Origin of the sequence: Woronichinia naegeliana WA131 (assembly GCA_025370055.1) — a bacterium.
In the GTDB taxonomy this organism is placed as follows: domain Bacteria; phylum Cyanobacteriota; class Cyanobacteriia; order Cyanobacteriales; family Microcystaceae; genus Woronichinia; species Woronichinia naegeliana.
Map to the genome: position 1 here is coordinate 5,203,298 of CP073041.1, position 19,904 is coordinate 5,223,201.

14 protein-coding genes, 1 tRNA gene and 8 pseudogenes are annotated in these 19,904 nt (G+C 40.7%); 13 read left to right on the forward strand and 10 right to left on the reverse strand.

Annotated elements, in window-relative coordinates; all coding sequences use genetic code 11:
• Positions 1-190: 190 nt before the first annotated feature.
• Positions 191-439 (reverse strand): hypothetical protein, encoded by a 249-nt coding sequence (locus KA717_26070; protein UXE59313.1) that lies wholly within the window; start codon positions 437-439, stop codon positions 191-193.
• 48 nt (positions 440-487) lie between these two features.
• Between KA717_26070 and KA717_26075 the strand changes: the two genes are divergently transcribed.
• Together KA717_26075 and KA717_26080 are read left to right on the forward strand one after the other, a co-directional pair.
• A complete protein-coding gene (locus KA717_26075; protein ID UXE59314.1) occupies positions 488-730 on the forward strand; it encodes a hypothetical protein in 243 nt (80 codons plus the stop codon).
• On the forward strand, positions 718-1,596 hold the full coding sequence (locus KA717_26080) for an ISKra4 family transposase (GenBank protein ID UXE64783.1): 879 nt from the start codon (positions 718-720) through the stop codon (positions 1,594-1,596). Before KA717_26075 ends, KA717_26080 begins: the two co-directional genes overlap by 13 nt.
• Here KA717_26080 and KA717_26085 read toward each other — a convergent pair.
• The 3 genes and pseudogenes from KA717_26085 to KA717_26095 form a co-directional block, all read right to left on the reverse strand.
• Entirely contained in the window at positions 1,580-1,807 is a 228-nt protein-coding gene (locus KA717_26085; GenBank protein UXE59315.1) for a hypothetical protein, read from the reverse strand. The genes KA717_26080 and KA717_26085 overlap by 17 nt on opposite strands.
• 221 nt (positions 1,808-2,028) lie before the next feature.
• Positions 2,029-3,310 (reverse strand): annotated as a pseudogene (locus tag KA717_26090) (ISKra4 family transposase).
• Between the two features lie 161 nt (positions 3,311-3,471).
• Positions 3,472-3,723 (reverse strand): annotated as a pseudogene (locus tag KA717_26095) (ISKra4 family transposase).
• A gap of 124 nt (positions 3,724-3,847) precedes the next feature.
• On the opposite strand from KA717_26095, the gene KA717_26100 reads away from it, so the two are divergent.
• Complete coding sequence (locus KA717_26100; protein ID UXE59316.1) at positions 3,848-5,245, forward strand: IS5 family transposase; 1,398 nt, start codon at positions 3,848-3,850, stop codon at positions 5,243-5,245.
• Here KA717_26100 and KA717_26105 read toward each other — a convergent pair.
• Positions 5,218-6,499 (reverse strand): annotated as a pseudogene (locus tag KA717_26105) (ISKra4 family transposase). The gene KA717_26100 and the pseudogene KA717_26105 sit on opposite strands and share 28 nt — an antisense overlap.
• 385 nt (positions 6,500-6,884) lie before the next feature.
• Between KA717_26105 and KA717_26110 the strand changes: the two are divergent.
• From KA717_26110 to KA717_26120, 3 genes and pseudogenes are all read left to right on the forward strand, one after another.
• Positions 6,885-7,247 (forward strand): hypothetical protein, encoded by a 363-nt coding sequence (locus KA717_26110; protein ID UXE59317.1) that lies wholly within the window; start codon positions 6,885-6,887, stop codon positions 7,245-7,247.
• Between the two features lie 65 nt (positions 7,248-7,312).
• A pseudogene (locus KA717_26115) lies at positions 7,313-7,651 on the forward strand (transposase).
• Positions 7,652-8,536: 885 nt separating this feature from the next.
• Complete coding sequence (locus tag KA717_26120) at positions 8,537-8,980, forward strand: helix-turn-helix domain-containing protein (GenBank protein ID UXE59318.1); 444 nt, start codon at positions 8,537-8,539, stop codon at positions 8,978-8,980.
• An 86-nt stretch (positions 8,981-9,066) separates the two neighbouring features.
• Here KA717_26120 and KA717_26125 read toward each other — a convergent pair.
• Positions 9,067-10,348, reverse strand: a pseudogene (locus tag KA717_26125) (ISKra4 family transposase).
• Between the two features lie 92 nt (positions 10,349-10,440).
• Between KA717_26125 and KA717_26130 the strand changes: the two are divergent.
• Positions 10,441-11,067, forward strand: a complete 627-nt coding sequence (locus KA717_26130; protein UXE64784.1) for an IS630 family transposase — start codon at positions 10,441-10,443, stop codon at positions 11,065-11,067.
• Between the two features lie 613 nt (positions 11,068-11,680).
• Here the strand turns inward: KA717_26130 and KA717_26135 are convergent.
• Both KA717_26135 and rlmN read right to left on the reverse strand, forming a co-directional pair.
• The gene (locus KA717_26135; GenBank protein UXE59319.1) at positions 11,681-12,070 is read right to left on the reverse strand and encodes a hypothetical protein; all 390 of its coding nucleotides are present in this window, start codon (positions 12,068-12,070) and stop codon (positions 11,681-11,683) included.
• Between the two features lie 262 nt (positions 12,071-12,332).
• A complete protein-coding gene (gene rlmN, locus KA717_26140; protein ID UXE59320.1) occupies positions 12,333-13,373 on the reverse strand; it encodes a 23S rRNA (adenine(2503)-C(2))-methyltransferase RlmN in 1,041 nt (346 codons plus the stop codon).
• Between the two features lie 123 nt (positions 13,374-13,496).
• Here rlmN and KA717_26145 point away from each other — a divergent pair.
• The 6 genes and pseudogenes from KA717_26145 (at position 13,497) to KA717_26170 (ending at position 17,776) form a co-directional block, all read left to right on the forward strand.
• Positions 13,497-13,568, forward strand: a tRNA-Gly gene (locus KA717_26145).
• 180 nt (positions 13,569-13,748) lie between these two features.
• A pseudogene (locus tag KA717_26150) lies at positions 13,749-14,500 on the forward strand (IS1 family transposase).
• A 137-nt stretch (positions 14,501-14,637) separates the two neighbouring features.
• The gene (locus KA717_26155; GenBank protein UXE59321.1) at positions 14,638-15,039 is read left to right on the forward strand and encodes a DUF2358 domain-containing protein; all 402 of its coding nucleotides are present in this window, start codon (positions 14,638-14,640) and stop codon (positions 15,037-15,039) included.
• Positions 15,040-15,079: 40 nt separating this feature from the next.
• Positions 15,080-16,267: a TRC40/GET3/ArsA family transport-energizing ATPase gene (locus tag KA717_26160; GenBank protein UXE59322.1), complete on the forward strand. Its 1,188-nt coding sequence runs from the start codon at positions 15,080-15,082 to the stop codon at positions 16,265-16,267.
• 193 nt (positions 16,268-16,460) lie between these two features.
• Positions 16,461-16,919: a 50S ribosomal protein L9 gene (gene rplI, locus KA717_26165; GenBank protein ID UXE59323.1), complete on the forward strand. Its 459-nt coding sequence runs from the start codon at positions 16,461-16,463 to the stop codon at positions 16,917-16,919.
• 164 nt (positions 16,920-17,083) lie between these two features.
• Positions 17,084-17,776, forward strand: coding sequence for a potassium channel family protein (locus KA717_26170; GenBank protein UXE59324.1), 693 nt, complete (start codon positions 17,084-17,086; stop codon positions 17,774-17,776).
• A 65-nt stretch (positions 17,777-17,841) separates the two neighbouring features.
• Here the strand turns inward: KA717_26170 and KA717_26175 are convergent.
• Both KA717_26175 and KA717_26180 read right to left on the reverse strand, forming a co-directional pair.
• Positions 17,842-18,192: pseudogene (locus tag KA717_26175) on the reverse strand (transposase).
• A 318-nt stretch (positions 18,193-18,510) separates the two neighbouring features.
• Positions 18,511-19,848, reverse strand: a pseudogene (locus tag KA717_26180) (IS5 family transposase).
• Positions 19,849-19,904: the final 56 nt, after the last annotated feature.

Genomic DNA, 19,904 nt, shown 5'->3' on the forward strand with positions numbered 1-19,904 from the left:
TTTCTCCGTAAAGGTTTCAGCTTTTTTCAGCAAGCCCTATCCTAGTGAACGCATTGCTCAACTAGCCATCCAACATCAAGCCCCAATGATTTTTCCTCAAAGTCCACCTAGTCTGCTTTTGCCTAAATTCCTTGCCGCTAAACTTGACCCTTTTCCAAGTCCTGATAGACTTACTTTGGCCGCATAGTCATTACCTTCTCTGCCATCCATAAACTTCCCACTGTCCAGTTTCTAACACTCCTTTTAGTAATATTGCAAATATTTCGGCTGGCACATTCATCATTCTTTTTGATACTGCCTGTTTGCTTACTTTTAATGATGCTACCCATAGCAATCCCTCTTCCTCTAACAGTCTTACCGCTTCACTTATACCCGCTATTTGACGATACACTATACTTAACACTAATGCCACCATTACTGGTAAATTTAATGGGTACATCCCGGATAAAGTAGTACATAGAATCTGGGGTAAAATGGAAAAAAACTGATGAGCGAAAAAAGTATGTTACCGATTCCCCCAGAAGAAAAAGCACTGTTAAAACAGCATCTCACCGAATCAGCCCGTATCCTGCGCAAATATACGGAACCAGAGAAACAGAAGGACTTTGGAAGCATCGAAGTAGAAGTCAGAACCCAGATGTTAGAAATTGTGGGGCCAACAATGGGGGAGTTTTTTTTTCAGAAGGGGGAAAAAAACGGTCTGGAAACAAGCGAAAAATCAAAACCCTAGTCGGAGAAGTGGAAATAAGCCAAAAACAAGCCAGAAAACTAAAGGTGTCGCCAAAAATCGTCTTAAGTCCAGGTTTAGAGAAATGCTGTCTAAGAGCCAGTGCGAAAACATCCTACCAACAAGCAGAAGAAGATATAGAGGAGTTGATGGGGATAAAAGTAGGACATAGCAGTTTACATCGCTTGGTAGAACGGACAGAACTGCCCTTAGCTCAAGCTCAGTCAGAGAGTGCGGGGGTCAGTATAGATGGGGGAAAGATTTGTCTGCGGGGCGAGGAGAAGGAAGGGGGACAGTGGCGAGATTATAAACTGGTGAGTCTTCATGGCAATGTCTGTGAAGCCTTTTTCCAAGACCCAGAGGGCTTAAAGAATTGGAGCAATGTTCAACCTTTGTCTCCAATAGTGACCTTTTTGGGAGATGGTCATCCCGCAATCTGGAATGCGGTAGAGAGTTTCGCCACTCAATCGTGGCTGATACGACGAGAGGTGTTGGATTGGTATCATCTCAAGGAGAATCTGTTCAAAGTGGGTGGCTCTCTCAAACGGCTAGAAGCAGTGGAGCATTTACTGTGGCGGGGTTTTGTGAACAAGGCAATAGATGCGTTTGATGGAGTCAAAAGCAAGAGGGCAAAGAATTTTCAAGCCTATTTGACGAAGCATTATCAGCGTATCCCTGATTACCAATACTATCAACAGCTTGGTATTGTGATTGGTTCTGGTGATGTGGAGTCTAAGATTAAACAGGTGGGAGCTAGGGTTAAATTGTCGGGAGCACGTTGGCATCTTCATAATGTTTCTCGTATTCTTCGGCTACGATGTGCTTATCTCAATCACTCTCCTCTTTTGAGTGTCAATGTATTATCTTAAGTGGGATGCACCCATTTAATACCCTATCTCTCATCATTTTCTCATGAGTTCCCTGTAAATATTTTAATGGTGTAAACATTGTGGGTTCTAGTAATTCAAACAACTCTTTTGTTATTTCAGGGATTTCTACCCCTGGCTGATTTGTCTTACGACGTAAGTCTGGGTTTCCTTTTCTCCGAGGATGTTGTCTTGCCATTTGTTTTTTGCTCACTTTTTTATATACTAACCTTTTTTTCAGCCTACTCTTACTTCCGCCTGCTTTTAGGCTAATCTTTTGTGAGTAGGCATTTTGGCTTAAGTTGACACCAATGGAGAATGGCTCTCAAAAATGTTTAAAGGCGATCGGCTGATTGACTGACTAAACATGGGAGAGAAAAGGCTAAAAGGCTTGTCAGAAGGGGTGCGACCTTTAGTTGATAAAAGCTGTTGTAATCAGGGTTCTACAGGGAACCCATATTGATCAAGTTTTGCCCAAAATTGACTCCATCGTTCCTTGGTCAATACCAAAGCTCGTAGGCTCAAAATAATTCCTGCTCCTTTTTCCTTCCATCGCATCCCTGAACAACATAATCGTTGTTTGACCAACGTCTTACAAGCTGCTTCCATAACACCTGAACCAATCGGATACTTTTTCTCTATGTATTCAGCATAATCCATTTGATGCTGATGATTCTCGTAATAAGTAATCGCCGCTTGTAGTTTCTCGGTAAGATTCTTAGAATGACTTTTTTCTTCTTTGACTTCTTTCATCAGATTTAGCAGTTCTCCTGCTTTTCCTTTTTCATGCTTGAGTTCTCGACAATTTTCAGTCAACCATTCTTTTTGTTTTGACACGGTATTCGGATGCAACGCTTCTGCCAAGGCACCTAAGTAACCAGAGGCATGATAGAAATCTAATATCTGTTCTTCCGTTTGCTTTTCTAAAAACTTCCAATTTGATTCTGCCCCGTCTGCTATCCCGACCAATGTTGCCTCTGGATAACGTTTTTTCGCTCGCTCAATTTCTCTTTCTAATCTTTCTAGAAAACTCTTTTTTCCATACTCTGGTGCCGCACCTAGATAGATTGTAGGTTGACGTTCGCCTTCACTATCGTATAGGGAAACGGTTCCCACCATTGCTTCACGGTAGCCATCCTCACACATCAGCATACAGGTTCCATCTAATCCTATTCCCACTGTTGCAATTTGGCTATCCTCCTTGGGCGGGGCATAACTCCACGCTTCTTCTTTTGCCTGTACCACACTTCCTACTGCTTCACTCAATCTTTGGATATAGGATAGCGCTACTTTTCTACCATGATTTTCTAATAAATCATTTTTCACCTCTTTGCCTGCCATCCCTGACATTTTTGAGGATACCTGTTTTGCCAATAATGGCGTTGATGTTATGATTATCCTTGCTTCTCTTTCTAAGGGGCAATACGTTTTTCCTCAAAGGTGAACGCTGATATACATGACGATTCACTATAACCTCACCATAAGGTGTTTGATATTCTTTCGGTTGCTCTCCCTTACTCTTCCAGATTTCTTCACCGATTTTTAAGGGTGAACCATCTGTATCTAAATATTTCAAGGCTTCTTTGCTGGCGATGCAACCTACTTCGTTTAAGCCTTTTTGAATATTTATTTCTGTATCCAACATTGAACGACTGAGTTCTAATGTTAGTTCTATTTTTATCTTTGAACCCTCTACATTAATTAGTTTTGCTGTCATCATTGTTTCCTCTTTGTCACTTTTCATCCCATGTTAACACTTTTCTTTTCCTTCATCAACTAAAGGTCACACCCGTCAGAAGAAGGATAGAAGCCCTTGATAGAAGGGTGTGCAGGGCAAACGCATCGGGTGCGACCTTTAGTTGATAAGAGCTGTTGTAATCAGGGTTCTACAGGGAACCCATATTGATCAAGTTTTGCCCAAAATTGACTCCATCGTTCCTTCGTCAATACCAAAGCTCGTAGGCTCAAAATAATTCCTGCTCCTTTTTCCTTCCATCGCATCCCTGAACAACATAATCGTTGTTTGACCAACGTCTTACAAGCTGCTTCCGTAACACCTGAACCAATCGGATACTTTTTCTCTATGTATTCAGCATAATCCATTTGATGCTGATGATTCTCGTAATAAGTAGGGCTTGCTGAAAAAAGCTGAAACCTTTACGGAGAAAAATAGTAGGCGAATTAAGAACCGCTAGAATGCACGAAAATAGGGTAGAATGCCTCAAAACCATTGCATTAAGAAGAGAGAAAGCAGATGTACCGAAAGCAACAGTACTCAATTGAAACACCAGAAAACTTGAAAAATCTGTTCGGCGGGCAGTTAGACGAAGAAAATCGTTGGATAGAAATGTCAAAAATGATTCTTTGGGAAGAATATGAGGAAGAATATGCAAAAAACTTCACAGAAAAAAAAGGAGCCCCAGCCAAATCATTTAGAATGGCATTAGGAGCATTAATTATCAAAGAAATTTCAGGAAAAAGTGACAGAGAAACAGTAGAACAAATAAAAGAGAACCCTTATTTACAGTACTTTATAGGAATGGAAAGCTATAGTAGCAAAGAAGCATTTAATGCGTCAATGATGGTTCATTTTCGTAAAAAAATAGGAATGGAATTAATAAATAAAATTAATAAAGAAATAGAAAAAAAAGCGACGGGTGTAGCGTCAGAAAAAAAAGAAAATGAAGGAAAGTTATTGTTAGATGCGACTTGTACACCAGCAGATATAAAATATCCAACGGATATAGGAATATTGAATGATGCCAGAGAAAAAACAGAAAAAATAATAGATAAGCTGTATGAAGAAATAAAAGAGAAAAGGAAAGAAAAGCCGAGGACTTATAGGGAAGTGGCAAGAAAAGAGTACTTAGCCATAGCAAAAAAACGTCGTGTGTCAAAAAAAGAAAGAAGAAAAGGAACAAAAAAACAACTAGGATATATAAAAAGAAACTTGTCTCATATAGAAAAAATGATAGAAGAGGGAGCAAAGTTAGAAAAACTAACGAAAAAAGAGCAAGAAGAGCTTGTAACGATAGGAAAAGTGTATGAGCAACAGTTAGAAATGTATGAAAAAAAGACAAATAAAGTAGAAAACAGAATCGTGAGTGTAAGCCAACCTCACGTGCGTCCAATAGTGCGTGGAAAAGCGGGAAAAGCAGTAGAGTTTGGAGCTAAAATATCGGCAAGTAATGTGAATGGCTTTGTCTTCTTAGACAAATTAAGTTGGGATAATTACAACGAATCGGGAGATTTACAAGCGCGAATAGAAGAATATAAAAGGGAAACAGGATGTTATCCGGAATCGGTTCATGTGGATAAAATCTATCGAACAAAAGCGAATCGAGCTTATTGTAAAGAAAGGGATATAAGAATGAGTGGTCCCCGATTGGGAAGACCGCCGAAAGAGGTGAGCAAAGAAAAAAAGAAAGAGGCACGCTCAGATGAAAGAGTGCGTAATGCCATTGAGGGTAAATTCGGACAGGGAAAGAGGAAATTTAGTCTTGGTCGAGTGATGGCCAAACTACCTGAGACCTCGGAAACGGTAATTGCGATGAACTTTTTGGTAATGAATCTTTCTACTCTACTTCAGAGGGTGCGACCTTTAGTTGATAAAAGCTGTTGTAATCAGGGTTCTACAGGGAACCCATATTGATCAAGTTTTGCCCAAAATTGACTCCATCGTTCCTTGGTCAATACCAAAGCTCGTAGGCTCAAAATAATTCCTGCTCCTTTTTCCTTCCATCGCATCCCTGAACAACATAATCGTTGTTTGACCAACGTCTTACAAGCTGCTTCCGTAACACCTGAACCAATCGGATACTTTTTCTCTAAGTATTCAGCATAATCCATTTGATGCTGATGATTCTCGTAATAAGTAATCGCCGCTTGTAGTTTCTCGGTAAGATTCTTAGAATGACTTTTTTCTTCTTTGACTTCTTTCATCAGATTTAGCAGTTCTCCTGCTTTTCCTTTTTCATGCTTGAGTTCTCGACAATTTTCAGTCAACCATTCTTTTTGTTTTGACACGGTATTCGGATGCAACGCTTCTGCCAAGGCACCTAAGTAACCAGAGGCATGATAGAAATCTAATATCTGTTCTTCCGTTTGCTTTTCTAAAAACTTCCAATTTGATTCTGCCCCGTCTGCTATCCCGACCAATGTTGCCTCTGGATAACGTTTTTTCGCTCGCTCAATTTCTCTTTCTAATCTTTCTAGAAAACTCTTTTTTCCATACTCTGGTGCCGCACCTAGATAGATTGTATGTTGACGTTCGCCTTCACTATCGTATAGGGAAACGGTTCCCACCATTGCTTCACGGTAGCCATCCTCACACATCAGCATACAGGTTCCATCTAATCCTATTCCCACTGTTGCAATTTGGCTATCCTCCTTGGGCGGGGCATAACTCCACGCTTCTTCTTTTGCCTGTACCACACTTCCTACTGCTTCACTCAATCTTTGGATATAGGATAGCGCTACTTTTCTACCATGATTTTCTAATAAATCATTTTTCACCTCTTTGCCTGCCATCCCTGACATTTTTGAGGATACCTGTTTTGCCAATAATGGCGTTGATGTTATGATTATCCTTGCTTCTCTTTCTAAGGGGCAATACGTTTTTCCTCAAAGGTGAACGCTGATATACATGACGATTCACTATAACCTCACCATAAGGTGTTTGATATTCTTTCGGTTGCTCTCCCTTACTCTTCCAGATTTCTTCACCGATTTTTAAGGGTGAACCATCTGTATCTAAATATTTCAAGGCTTCTTTGCTGGCGATGCAACCTACTTCGTTTAAGCCTTTTTGAATATTTATTTCTGTATCCAACATTGAACGACTGAGTTCTAATGTTAGTTCTATTTTTATCTTTGAACCCTCTACATTAATTAGTTTTGCTGTCATCATTGTTTCCTCTTTGTCACTTTTCATCTCATGTTAACACTTTTCTTTTCCTTCATCAACTAAAGGTCACACCCACTTCAGAAGACAAAAAGTAAAAAGTTGTAGAGTCGTTTTTCTTGTGAAAAATGGTGTTAATTTTCCTCTCTTTTGTGAGGAGTGATTTGTGTTGACCTTTTTAGACAGAAAGGAACAATAGATTAAACAAAATCTGTATTTTGATTTGTTTCCATAAGGATAAGTTATCTATGCTTTTTCAGTCCATACTTCCCTAACCCACATTTCTTTCGTTTTTTGACTTTTTCAGCAAGCCCTATTTAATATTTGTCACGAAGTATTAAGGACTGGAAAGCGAGGTCGTCCCACCAAAGTATTACCGAAGGGTCTTGTGGTAAGACTAAAAAATAAGAGTAGTAAACGTCGAGATTCTGAGGGTAAACTAAAGAAAGTAGAAACTCCGAAACCAGAACATCCTGAGACAACAGAAAAACCAGAAGAAAAGGACGTCCATGCCAACCACGTTGAGGCATTTAATAGTGCTATCCGACGCTATTTATCTGCCTTTCGTCGTCGTACAAATACTTATGCTAAATCTGTTGTGGGATTACAGCGAGTCCTAGATATTTTCTGGATGGTTCATAACTTTGTTCGCAGCCATTTTACTACGAGAAAAGTTCCTGCTGTAGCTCTCGGTATAATTGAAAAAGGGTTTACTTGGGAGGACTTACTCCAAATTCGCCTGATTTTTTGAACCTCTCGTATTGCAACGTTTGTAGCTTCTAGCTAGACGATACCAGTGCCATTTATCATCCAGAAGCCGAAAAGATAACACTTATTCACGACAACCTGAATACTAATGTTTCCTATGCCTTATATGAGACCTTTGAACCCCAAGAAGCCAAGCGTATCCTTGACAAACTGGATATTCATTACACCCCTAAGCATGGTAGTTGGCTCAACATGGCTGAGATTGAGTTGAGCGTTTTATCTCGTCAATGTTTAGCCCGTCGTATTCCTGACAAGGAAACTCTCAACAATGAAATTGCTGCTTGGGAAAAACACCGAAATGAACAATTGCGTACCATTGATTGGCAATTTACCACTGATGATGCTCGCATCAAACTCAAGCGGCTTTATCCATCAGTTCTACCTTGACTGACTACTAGGTTAATGCCATTATCATCCAGATACAAGTTTTTAAATGAGTCAGATGTTCCCATTCAGTGGCTTCTCCCAACCATGACTCTAGGGCATTGTAGTGAGGGGAGTTTTTTTTCATGGCATTTCTCCATTACGAGTCGTTTCTAATCTCAGAATCTCAACTCTCATCCCCTTCTGTCAAGGGCTTCTATTCCTTCTCTGACTTAGCTTTCAGCCTGTTCTCTCCTATCTTTTGTCAGTCAATCAGGGTCTAAGGTTAAACAGAAAACCAAAGACTTATGTGTACACGGTAGATCGTCTGGGTGGGTCCTGGTTGACTGACAAAACATGGATCACTAACCCCTGAAACCCTTAGCTGACAAGGATTACAGGCGAGACAAAGCCATAAAACGATCTTGATCACCTAAAACCCTTGCTAGAAGGGGCTTTGAGTGGCATCAAGACAAACTTTTGTCAGTCAATCAGGGGGGGGTCAGTGACTACCAGTATCCTACCATATAAAGCCGTCCTAGAACGACGGGGTTTCAGACAGGGCGAACGCATCTTATTTTTGAAAGGTAGGCTGGATAAGGGTTTCCGAGATCATGATTGATTTTTTATGAAACGCTGAAAGTCTTATCAGATAAGGAGTCTAGAATTTAGATGCGTTTGCCCTGAGGTGGCACTGGTATCGTCTAACTAGAAGCTACAAACGTTGCAATACGAGAGGTTCAAAAAATCAGGCGAATTTGGAGTAAGTCCTCCCAAGTTAACCCTTTTTCAATTATACCGAGAGCTACAGCAGGAACTTCTCTAGTGGTCTGTCAAGCTAAAGATTGTGAATTTGAGGGAAAATGGAGAGGCTATTCATTACCTCAACAGATATCGTAATAAGTAACCATGCTCAAGACCTATATTGTCCGATTAAGTCAAGAAGAACGTCAGACCCTAAAAGATTTGGTATCCATCGGCAAAGGAGCGGCTTACAAAATTAAGCACGCCAATATTCTGTTAAACATTGATGTGAATGGACAAGGATGGACGGATGAGGAAGCTGCCGCCGCCTTTAGTTGTCACCGTAACACAGTCGCCAATCTCAGGGAGCGATTGGTCAATGAAGGTGTGGAGTCAGCATTAAGCCGCAAGCCCCGCAAAACGCCGCCTCGTCAACCGATTATTGATGGAGAGGTAGAAGCAAAACTAATCGCCTTACGTTGTGGAGAACCGCCTGCTGGTCAAGCCCGTTGGACATTGAGGTTACTAGCCGACAAGGCGGTCGAGTTAGAAATTGTGCCAGCAATTAGTCACGAAACCGTGCGTCAAGTGTTAAAAAAAACGAACTAAAACCTCATCTGCGACAGATGTACGTGATTCCACCAGAAAAGAGTGCCGAATTGGGTGCGACCTTTAGTTGATAAAAGCTGTTGTAATCAGGGTTCTACAGGGAACCCATATTGATCAAGTTTTGCCCAAAATTGACTCCATCGTTCCTTGGTCAATACCAAAGCTCGTAGGCTCAAAATAATTCCTGCTCCTTTTTCCTTCCATCGCATTCCTGAACAACATAATCGTTGTTTGACCAACGTCTTACAAGCTGCTTCCGTAACACCTGAACCAATCGGATACTTTTTCTCTATGTATTCAGCATAATCCATTTGATGCTGATGATTCTCGTAATAAGTAATCGCCGCTTGTAGTTTCTCGGTAAGATTCTTAGAATGACTTTTTTCTTCTTTGACTTCTTTCATCAGATTTAGCAGTTCTCCTGCTTTTCCTTTTTCATGCTTGAGTTCTCGACAATTTTCAGTCAACCATTCTTTTTGTTTTGACACTGTATTCGGATGCAACGCTTCTGCCAAGGCACCTAAGTAACCAGAGGCATGATAGAAATCTAATATCTGTTCTTCCGTCTGCTTTTCTAAAAACTTCCAATTTGATTCTGCACCATCTGCTATACCGACAAATTTTGCCTCTGGATAACGGTTTTTCGCTCGCTCAATTTCTCTTTCCAATCTTTCTAGAAAACTCTTTTTTCCGTACTCTGGTGCCGCACCTAGATAGATTGTCTGTTGACGTTCTCCCTCACTATCGTATAGGGAAACGGTTCCCACCATTGCTTCACGGTAGCCATCCTCACACATCAGCATACAGGTTCCATCTAATCCTATTCCCACTGTTGCAATTTGGCTATCCTCCTTGGGCGGGGCATAACTCCACGCTTCTTCTTTTGCCTGTACCACACTTCCTACTGCTTCACTCAATCTTTGGATATAGGATAGCGCTACTTTTCTACCATGATTTTCTAATAAATCATTTTTCACCTCTTTGCCTGCCATCCCTGACATTTTTGAGGATACCTGTTTTGCCAATAATGGCGTTGATGTTATGATTATCCTTGCTTCTCTTTCTAAGGGGCAATACGTTTTTCCTCAAAGGTGAACGCTGATATACATGACGATTCACTATAACCTCACCATAAGGTGTTTGATATTCTTTCGGTTGCTCTCCCTTACTCTTCCAGATTTCTTCACCGATTTTTAAGGGTGAACCATCTGTATCTAAATATTTCAAGGCTTCTTTGCTGGCGATGCAACCTACTTCGTTTAAGCCTTTTTGAATATTTATTTCTGTATCCAACATTGAACGACTGAGTTCTAATGTTAGTTCTATTTTTATCTTTGAACCCTCTACATTAATTAGTTTTGCTGTCATCATTGTTTCCTCTTTGTCACTTTTCATCTCATGTTAACACTTTTCTTTTCCTTCATCAACTAAAGGTCACACCCGCCGAATTTGTGTCTAACATGGAAGATGTTCTAGAAATTTATCACCGACCCTATGACCCCAATTGTCCAGTGATTTGCATGGATGAGCAACCTATACAATTGGTCAAAGAAACCCGCCTTCCTCTACCAGCCAAACCTGGACAGCCAGAGGCGCATGATTACGAATATGAACGCAATGGAACAGCCAATATCTTTATGTTTACAGAACCCTTGTCTGGGTGGCGAAAGACAGTTGTCAGTGAACGTAGAACATCGGTTGACTGGGCAACAGAAATTAAGAATTTACTCGATAACGACTATGCTGATAACGACAAAGTCATTTTAGTATGTGATCAGCTAAATACTCACAAACTTGCCTCACTATATGAAGCATTTGAGCCTTCCACGGCTCGTCGTCTAGTCGAACGGTTGGAAATTCACCATACCCCAAAACATGGCAGTTGGCTTAATATTGCTGAAAACGAGCTGTCCGCAATGACTCGGCAATGCCTAGCTCGTCGAATTCCAGATCGGGAAACTTTAGAGCAAGAAACAACGGCTTGGTACACTCAGCGCAATCATTCCCAAAAGTCGGTAGATTGGCAATTCACGACGGCTGAGGCTCGTATCCGTCTCAAGCGTCTTTATCCACAAATAGAAAATTGACAGACCACTAGTCGTAAAATGGCTGCGAACAAAGTTATGAACCATCCAGAAAATATCTAGTACTCGCTGTAATCCCACAACAGATTTAGCATAAGTATTTGTACGACGACGAAAGTCGGCTAAATAGCGTCGGATAGCACTATTAAATGCCTCAACGTGGTTGGCATGGACGTCCTTTTCTTCTGGTTTTTCTGTTGTCTCTGGATGTTCTGGTTTCGGAGTTTCTACTTTCTTTAGTTTACCCGCAGAATCTCGACGTTTACTACTCTTATTTTTTAGTCTTACCACCATACCCTTCGGTAATACTTTGGTGGGACGACCTCGCTTTCCAGTCCTTAATACTTCGTGACAAATATTAAATAGCAGTTGACTATATCGCTTTTCTCCATCTGTAAATAGCTGGAGAGATTCTGCACTCCTTTCAAATAATTCCGCTACCGTCATCATTGCTTCTAGAAATAATTTCTGCTCTTTTCGACCACATTTTAAATGCCAAATAAAGCGGCTAGCCCTGTCCATGAGAACGATTGTCCACCCCTCAGAGGCACTTGCTTCTTTATTTTTTCCAACTTTTGTGTATAGTTCATCCCCTTCTATTACTAATTTAACAAATTCATTCACTAAGGCGTATAAAAATAATGTCTCTTGTAATCCTGAATTTCTTTTCCCAATTCAATATTGTTGTTTTCGCGTAGCCAAATACTCGGGCTGCTGCATTCAATCCTATTCCTTCCATTCTGGCTTTTAATACTTTTACAATTTCACTTAATGGGGTTTCTAAGCCAGCGATTACGCTACCATAAGTCTCAGCAAAACAAGAACTACATTCTTGACAAATGAACATTTTACGTTCCCCGTTACCTTTCGTTTGATAATGAGAATGTATTTTTACTTTTTCACTATAGCAATGAGGACAGTTTTTCTTGAATAAGGCATCCTCTTTCTCTTGGCACAAGCCAACATCATTCAGAATTTCCATAGAGCTTTTCTTTAATATTGACATTGTTTTCTGTTTCCTTCTTCTTTGATATAATGATAATAATAATAGTATAATAAAAACGGGCCCATGTCTAGTCTTAAACTATTTTTCTATTTTCTCAAAGCCTTACACCATAACTTTTTCCAACTTTGATCAGACGATACCAGTTCCCCTGAGGTTTCAGACCCAAATTTTTGATGATTGCTCCAGAGGAAGACCTGGATTCGGGGGCGACGGTAATTAATCCGTTTAAATCGATTATGGATCCCTGGTAGGACAAAGCCAGTTATCGTTGACGAGAAGCCCGTAACTGCCCACAGGCCGCATCAGCTTGCAGTCCCCTGGAATAACGAACACTGACGGCGACATGCCGCTCTCCTAAAATATCTGCAAAGGCTTGGATTCGTTCGGGGGTGGGACGTTGATAGTCTGCCTCTGAAATGGGATTGTAGGGGATCAAGTTAACATGACTCTGAAAGCCTTTAATCAGTTCAGCTAAGGAGATCGCCTGCTCCGGCAAGTCATTCACGTCGGCTAACAAAATATATTCAAAGGTAATTCTACGCCCTGTTATTTTGACGTAATCTCGACAGTCTGCTAACAGGGTTTTGAGCGGGTAATGTTTGGCACTGGGGATTAACTCTTCTCGTAAAGTCTGATCGGCCGCATGAAGACTCACGGCCAAGGTGATTTGTAATTGATGTTGGGCTAATTGACGAATTTTTTGCGCTAGACCCACCGTTGAAACTGTCAGCGATCGCGCCCCAATACCCACATCTTGATTCAGACAATGGAGAGCTTGCAGTACTGCCGGAAGATTCAGTAGCGGTTCTCCCATGCCCATAAAGACCACATGACTGACCCTTTCCTGAAAATCTGTCTGGACGGTCAAGACTTGATCCACAATTTCATGGGGTTGTAAATTACGGAGAAATCCTCCTTTGCCCGTTGCACAGAAGGTACAGTCCATGCCACAACCGACCTGGGAGGAAACACAGACCGTTAGTCGCTTGCTACTGGGAATGCCAACCGTTTCAATAATGAGTCCATCCGCCAGACGTAGCAGATATTTGCGGGTTTTATCGGTCGCCGTACTGCAATGCTCAATGACGGATCGTCCCAGGGGATAGTCTTGCAATTGTTCTCGCCATTGTTTGGGAAAGACAGAAATCTCTAACAGAGATCGCGCTCCCTTTTCGTAAAGCCACTGGTGTAATTGTTTACCGCGATAGGCCGGTTGTCCTTGGCTTTGTACCCAATGGGTTAGATCCGTGAGAGATTGGCCCAATAGAGGCAGGGGAGAAACGGCGATCGGGGAAGCAGTCATGATGTCTCAAGCAAGGGTGTCCAGGTCTATGGTAATCCAAGGCAAAAGAAGATTGAATTTTTCTAATCCTAAACCCTTGACAGAAGTCTTTTTTTTTGGCATCATTAGAGACATCTCAAATGTGCGGGTATAGCTCAGTGGTAGAGCGCAACCTTGCCAAGGTTGATGTCGCGCGTTCGAATCGCGTTGCCCGCTTGAAAGTAACAAACTTGTTTTTGGTTGTGTCTAGCACTTGAAATATTTAGTTTTGCTGAGATGCCAGATTGATGATCATAAATGCACAAGACGATCCTGATGTTTGACTGTGCCGGTCGTGTTCTAAACCTGTGGAAAAGAGTAATAATAAATAAATGTAAATCTTAAAATTGGTGTGCCATGCTATTCAAAGCAATTGTTTGCCCAAGTTGTCAAAGTACGGATATTGTGAAACACGGCCCCTCTGGGGAGGGGAAAGAGCGTTACAGATGTCGTAATACAGAATGTAAGCGTTGCACATTTATCTTAAACTATACTTATAAAGGTTATTTGCCAGAAGTAAAGGAAAAGATTGCCGAAATGGCAATGAATGGTAGTGGCATAAGGGATACAGCCCGTGTGCTGAGGATTAGTCCATCAACAGTGATTAGTGAACTAAAAAAAAAGAGTCTAGTTTAGTATTCGTCAACGAAAAAAAACTAGCAGAACTGGAACCCAGTCAGAGTATTGTAACGCTCTGCCAATGGAATGACGTGGAAGCAGAACTCGACGAAATGTGGGGTTTTGTGAAGAGCAAAAAAGAGCAAAGATGGTTATGGCACGCTATTGCTCATAAGACAGGTGAGATATTAGCTTATGTTTTGTCTGGTCACAAAGACGAAGCATTTCTAAGGCTAAAAGAGTTGTTAGAACCTTTTGGTATTACTCAATATTATACAGATGGATGGGGGGCTTACGAACGACATATTGAGCCAGCATTGCATGAGGTGGGTAAGTATAATACTCAAAAAATCGAACGAAAGCACTTGACATTGAGAACTCGAATAAAGAGATTAGCGAGAAAAACGATTTGTTTCTCCAAATCTATTGTGATGCACGATATTGTCCTTGGATTATTTATCAATCGCTTTGAATTTGGATGTCTTATTTAGATGTGCTTCCACAGATTCAGAACACTACCAAGGGTTTTGGCTTAGGTTGACACCAATGGATTGCAATCAGCCTCTACAGTGTGCTGATTTTTTCCAATAAACGTACCCCCTTTTCTACAGAGGATAATGCAAAAATTATGAGTATTTTAGATGTTTTACAAGCTGACTACCAACGTTTTCCCACTAATCCTAGCTACGAAATCTATGCTGAGGATGTTTATTTTAAAGATCCTTTAACGGAATTTCACGGCATTCAACGTTATCAGGCCATGATCCAGTTTATGGCGACCTGGTTTCAGGATATTCAGATGGAACTTCATCACCTAGAACAACACCAGCAGGAGATCGCCTCTCGTTGGACATTACACTGGACAACCCCTTTGCCTTGGAAACCGCGAATTAGTATCTCAGGACGAAGTGAATTACTGCTCAACGATCAAGGACTCATTTATTCCCATCAAGACTACTGGGATTGCTCCCCCTGGCAAGTGCTACAGCAACATCTTTTTCCCAAGACTGGGATTAACCGCCATAATTAATAATAAGGAATGTAAATTTTTCTCAGCCAAAAACTAACCCATGCGCGTAATTCTGATGACTGGTAAGGGCGGAGTCGGTAAAACCTCTGTCGCTGCGGCCACGGGCCTTCGTTGTGCCGAACTAGGCTATAAAACCCTGGTGCTGAGTACCGATCCAGCCCACTCCCTAGCCGATAGCTTTGATTTAGAATTGGGCCATGAACCTCGTCTTGTTCGTCCTAATCTTTGGGGGGCTGAACTAGATGCCCTCATGGAATTAGAAGGTAATTGGGGAGCCGTTAAACGTTATATTACCCAAGTACTGCAAGCACGAGGCTTGGATGGAGTACAGGCTGAAGAATTAGCCATTTTACCCGGTATGGACGAAATCTTTGGGCTAGTCCGTATGAAACGTCACTATGATGAAGCCGACTATGATGTCCTAATTATCGATTCGGCTCCCACTGGCACAGCCCTGCGTTTACTTAGTCTGCCGGAAGTCGGTGGCTGGTATATGAGAAGATTTTATAAACCCTTGCAAAGTATGTCGGTGGCTTTGCGACCCTTAGTAGAACCGCTTTTTCGACCGATCGCTGGTTTTTCCCTGCCCGATAAGGAAGTGATGGATGCCCCCTACGAATTCTATGAGCAGATCGAAGCCCTCGAAAAAGTTTTGACCGACAATACCATTACCTCAGTACGTCTCGTGACCAATCCCGAAAAAATGGTCATCAAAGAATCCCTGCGGGCCCATGCCTATTTGAGTTTGTATAATGTTTCCACCGACTTGATTATTGCCAATCGCATTTTGCCAGAAAGCATTGACGATCCCTTCTTTCAGCGTTGGAAAAGCAATCAACAGGTCTATAAACAGGAAATTTACGACAACTTTCATCCCCTACCCGTCAAAGAAGTTCCGCTTTTCTCCGAAGAAATGTGTGGTCTAGCAGCCCTCGAACGTCTTAAGGAAACCCTCTATAAAGACGAAGATCCTTCCCAGGTCTATTACCGCGAAAATACCATTCGCATTGTCCAAGACGCTCAAAATTATAGTCTCGAACTCTATTTGCCCGGAGTCCCCAAAGAACAAATCCAACTCAATAAGACTGGGGATGAGTTAAATATTCGGATTGGGAATCATCGCCGTAACCTAGTCTTACCCCAAGCTCTAGCAGCCCTCAGCCCTTCTGGCGCGAAAATGGAAGACGACTACCTCAAAATTCGTTTTAGTGATCTTGCCAAAGTTTAATCCAGGCTTGAATTCACCCAAGACAATCAAGGCCGTTGTCATCACTTCTATCAATGGTGGTCTGACTCCAAAACAGGTCGGCCACTTTCCCCAAACTATCTCCTTTGGGAAGTTGCTTTTTATCAGATAAAAAATGTAAGATTAGAGATCGTGACTACAAGACGAATTTTTTACTAATTGGAATCGTAACATTATGTCGAAGCGTGTACAAGTTGTCTTAAACAAACCCGTCAATAAACTCGGAAAGAATGGCGATCTCGTCGAAGTAGCCCCCGGATATGCCCGTAATTACTTAATTCCCCAAGGGATGGGAGTACTGGCAACCCCTGGTATTCTCCGTCAGGTTGAACAGCGTCGCGTTAAAGAAGAGGCTCGTCTGCAAGCGGAAAAACAAGCTGCTGAGGCTCAGAAGGCTGCACTACAAACGGTGGGTCGCTTTGTCATTCAAAAACAGGTGGGAGAAAACGAAGCAATCTTCGGGACTGTCACCAGCCAAGAAGTTGTGGATGCCATCAAAGCCATTACCAACCAAGAAGTTGATCGTCGCGGCATTACCCTACCAGAAATTAGCAGACTCGGTTTCTATAAAGCTCAAATTAAAATTCATCCTGAAGTGACGGCTGAAGTAGAAATTCAAGTGGCTTCTCTCTAACATCGGGAAGGTAAAGACTGAAAATTTTAGGGATAAAGTGGCATAGATTGGTGGCCTTCAGTGAACAACCCTAATTGGACTTTACCTTGACCAGGCTTGGTGATGGTAGGGGATAGGATCACCGTCGGTTCACTGATCCCCAATTTAAAGCTCACAACAAAACAATGAGAATTTTTTGGCGATCTTTTTGGCGATCTAAATTTGCTCTTCGTTGGCGGATATTTAGAGAAAATCCTTATCAACACTTACTTCTATCCTTAATTTTTCTCTTTTTCGCCTTTGCTTTTGTTGACAATGACTATCCTTTCGGTGGTGTTGCTATTAATGCACTATTTTTGTTAACGGTTTTATTTGTCATTGAAACTTTCCAACTTCCCCAAAGATTTTTGAATTGCTTCCGATTGATTGCTATTCTGAGTTTTGGTATTAATAGCTATATCATCTTATTCCTAGAGCAAGATATTTGGTTTTCAACTTTTATCAGCCACATCATCCAACTTATTTTTATTGCCACTGCCATCTGGATTATCCTCAAAAGAATTTTTCGTGACAAACACGTTACAGGCGATATTCTAGTGGGGGGGATTAGTGTCTATTTAATGGTGGGTTTTTTTTGGTTTCAACTTTACCAAATCCTAGTTTCCTTTGATCCCAAAGCTTTTTCCCAAACTATGACTTACTATCGCACCTTTTATTTTAGTTTTGTCACCTTAACGACGGTGGGATACGGTGATATTGTCCCGATTAATCGAGTAGGAATGGTGATGTCTAATATGGAGGCAATTATCGGTCAAATGTACCCGGCTGTTATTCTGTCCCGATTAGTGAGTTTATACGTGCAAGATCTTAAAGATTAACGTTTAATAAATGGGTGTGACCTTTAGTTGATGAAGGAAAAGAAAAGTGTTAAGCTGTCATCAGTTTAACTTGCAATAATACTTGAGCCCTTGTTTTTGATTTTACGTCCCCAACATATTGTCAATCCACCTTCATTAAGAAGTTTATGGATGAGAGATTCTAATTCTTCAATTGATTTGAATAATTTATTTGCAATATATTCTTTTGCTGAATGCCATACCAATTCCATTAAATTATAATCGGGACTATAGGGGGGTAAAAACTCCAAAATAATGTTTGGCATTTCTTCCGTGCTCTCGTCTAGAATTTCTTGCTTTTTGTGGAAGCTCGCATTATCTAAAATAATCACAATCTTCGGACCATTCTTTTCAAAGTCTTCTTTTTTATTTCCTTGTTCTATCCATTCTCTTTGTATGTCTTTGTAAAATTTTAATAATACACTCTTGAAGTTCTGAGAGTTACCAGTGGGAATCAAATCAACCCACCGTTTTTTGTCAGTATATCTAGGGCTTGCTGAAAAAGTCAAAAAACGAAAGAAATGTGGGTTAGGGAAGTATGGACTGAAAAAGCATAGATAACTTATCCTTATGGAAACAAATCAAAATACAGATTTTGTTTAATCTATTGTTCCTTTCTGTCTAAAAAGGTCAACACAAATCACTCCTCACAAAAGAGAGGAAAATTAACACCATTTTTCACAAGAAAAACGACTCTACAACTTTTTACTTTTTGTCTTCTGAAGTAGAGTAGAAAGATTCATTACCAAAAAGTTCATCGCAATTACCGTTTCCGAGGTCTCAGGTAGTTTGGCCATCACTCGACCAAGACTAAATTTCCTCTTTCCCTGTCCGAATTTACCCTCAATGGCATTACGCACTCTTTCATCTGAGCGTGCCTCTTTCTTTTTTTCTTTGCTCACCTCTTTCGGCGGTCTTCCCAATCGGGGACCACTCATTCTTATATCCCTTTCTTTACAATAAGCTCGATTCGCTTTTGTTCGATAGATTTTATCCACATGAACCGATTCCGGATAACATCCTGTTTCCCTTTTATATTCTTCTATTCGCGCTTGTAAATCTCCCGATTCGTTGTAATTATCCCAACTTAATTTGTCTAAGAAGACAAAGCCATTCACATTACTTGCCGATATTTTAGCTCCAAACTCTACTGCTTTTCCCGCTTTTCCACGCACTATTGGACGCACGTGAGGTTGGCTTACACTCACAATTCTGTTTTCTACTTTATTTGTCTTTTTTTCATACATTTCTAACTGTTGCTCATACACTTTTCCTATCGTTACAAGCTCTTCTTGCTCTTTTTTCGTTAGTTTTTCTAACTTTGCTCCCTCTTCTATCATTTTTTCTATATGAGACAAGTTTCTTTTTATATATCCTAGTTGTTTTTTTGTTCCTTTTCTTCTTTCTTTTTTTGACACACGACGTTTTTTTGCTATGGCTAAGTACTCTTTTCTTGCCACTTCCCTATAAGTCCTCGGCTTTTCTTTCCTTTTCTCTTTTATTTCTTCATACAGCTTATCTATTATTTTTTCTGTTTTTTCTCTGGCATCATTCAATATTCCTATATCCGTTGGATATTTTATATCTGCTGGTGTACAAGTCGCATCTAACAATAACTTTCCTTCATTTTCTTTTTTTTCTGACGCTACACCCGTCGCTTTTTTTTCTATTTCTTTATTAATTTTATTTATTAATTCCATTCCTATTTTTTTACGAAAATGAACCATCATTGACGCATTAAATGCTTCTTTGCTACTATAGCTTTCCATTCCTATAAAGTACTGTAAATAAGGGTTCTCTTTTATTTGTTCTACTGTTTCTCTGTCACTTTTTCCTGAAATTTCTTTGATAATTAATGCTCCTAATGCCATTCTAAATGATTTGGCTGGGGCTCCTTTTTTTTCTGTGAAGTTTTTTGCATATTCTTCCTCATATTCTTCCCAAAGAATCATTTTTGACATTTCTATCCAACGATTTTCTTCGTCTAACTGCCCGCCGAACAGATTTTTCAAGTTTTCTGGTGTTTCAATTGAGTACTGTTGCTTTCGGTACATCTGCTTTCTCTCTTCTTAATGCAATGGTTTTGAGGCATTCTACCCTATTTTCGTGC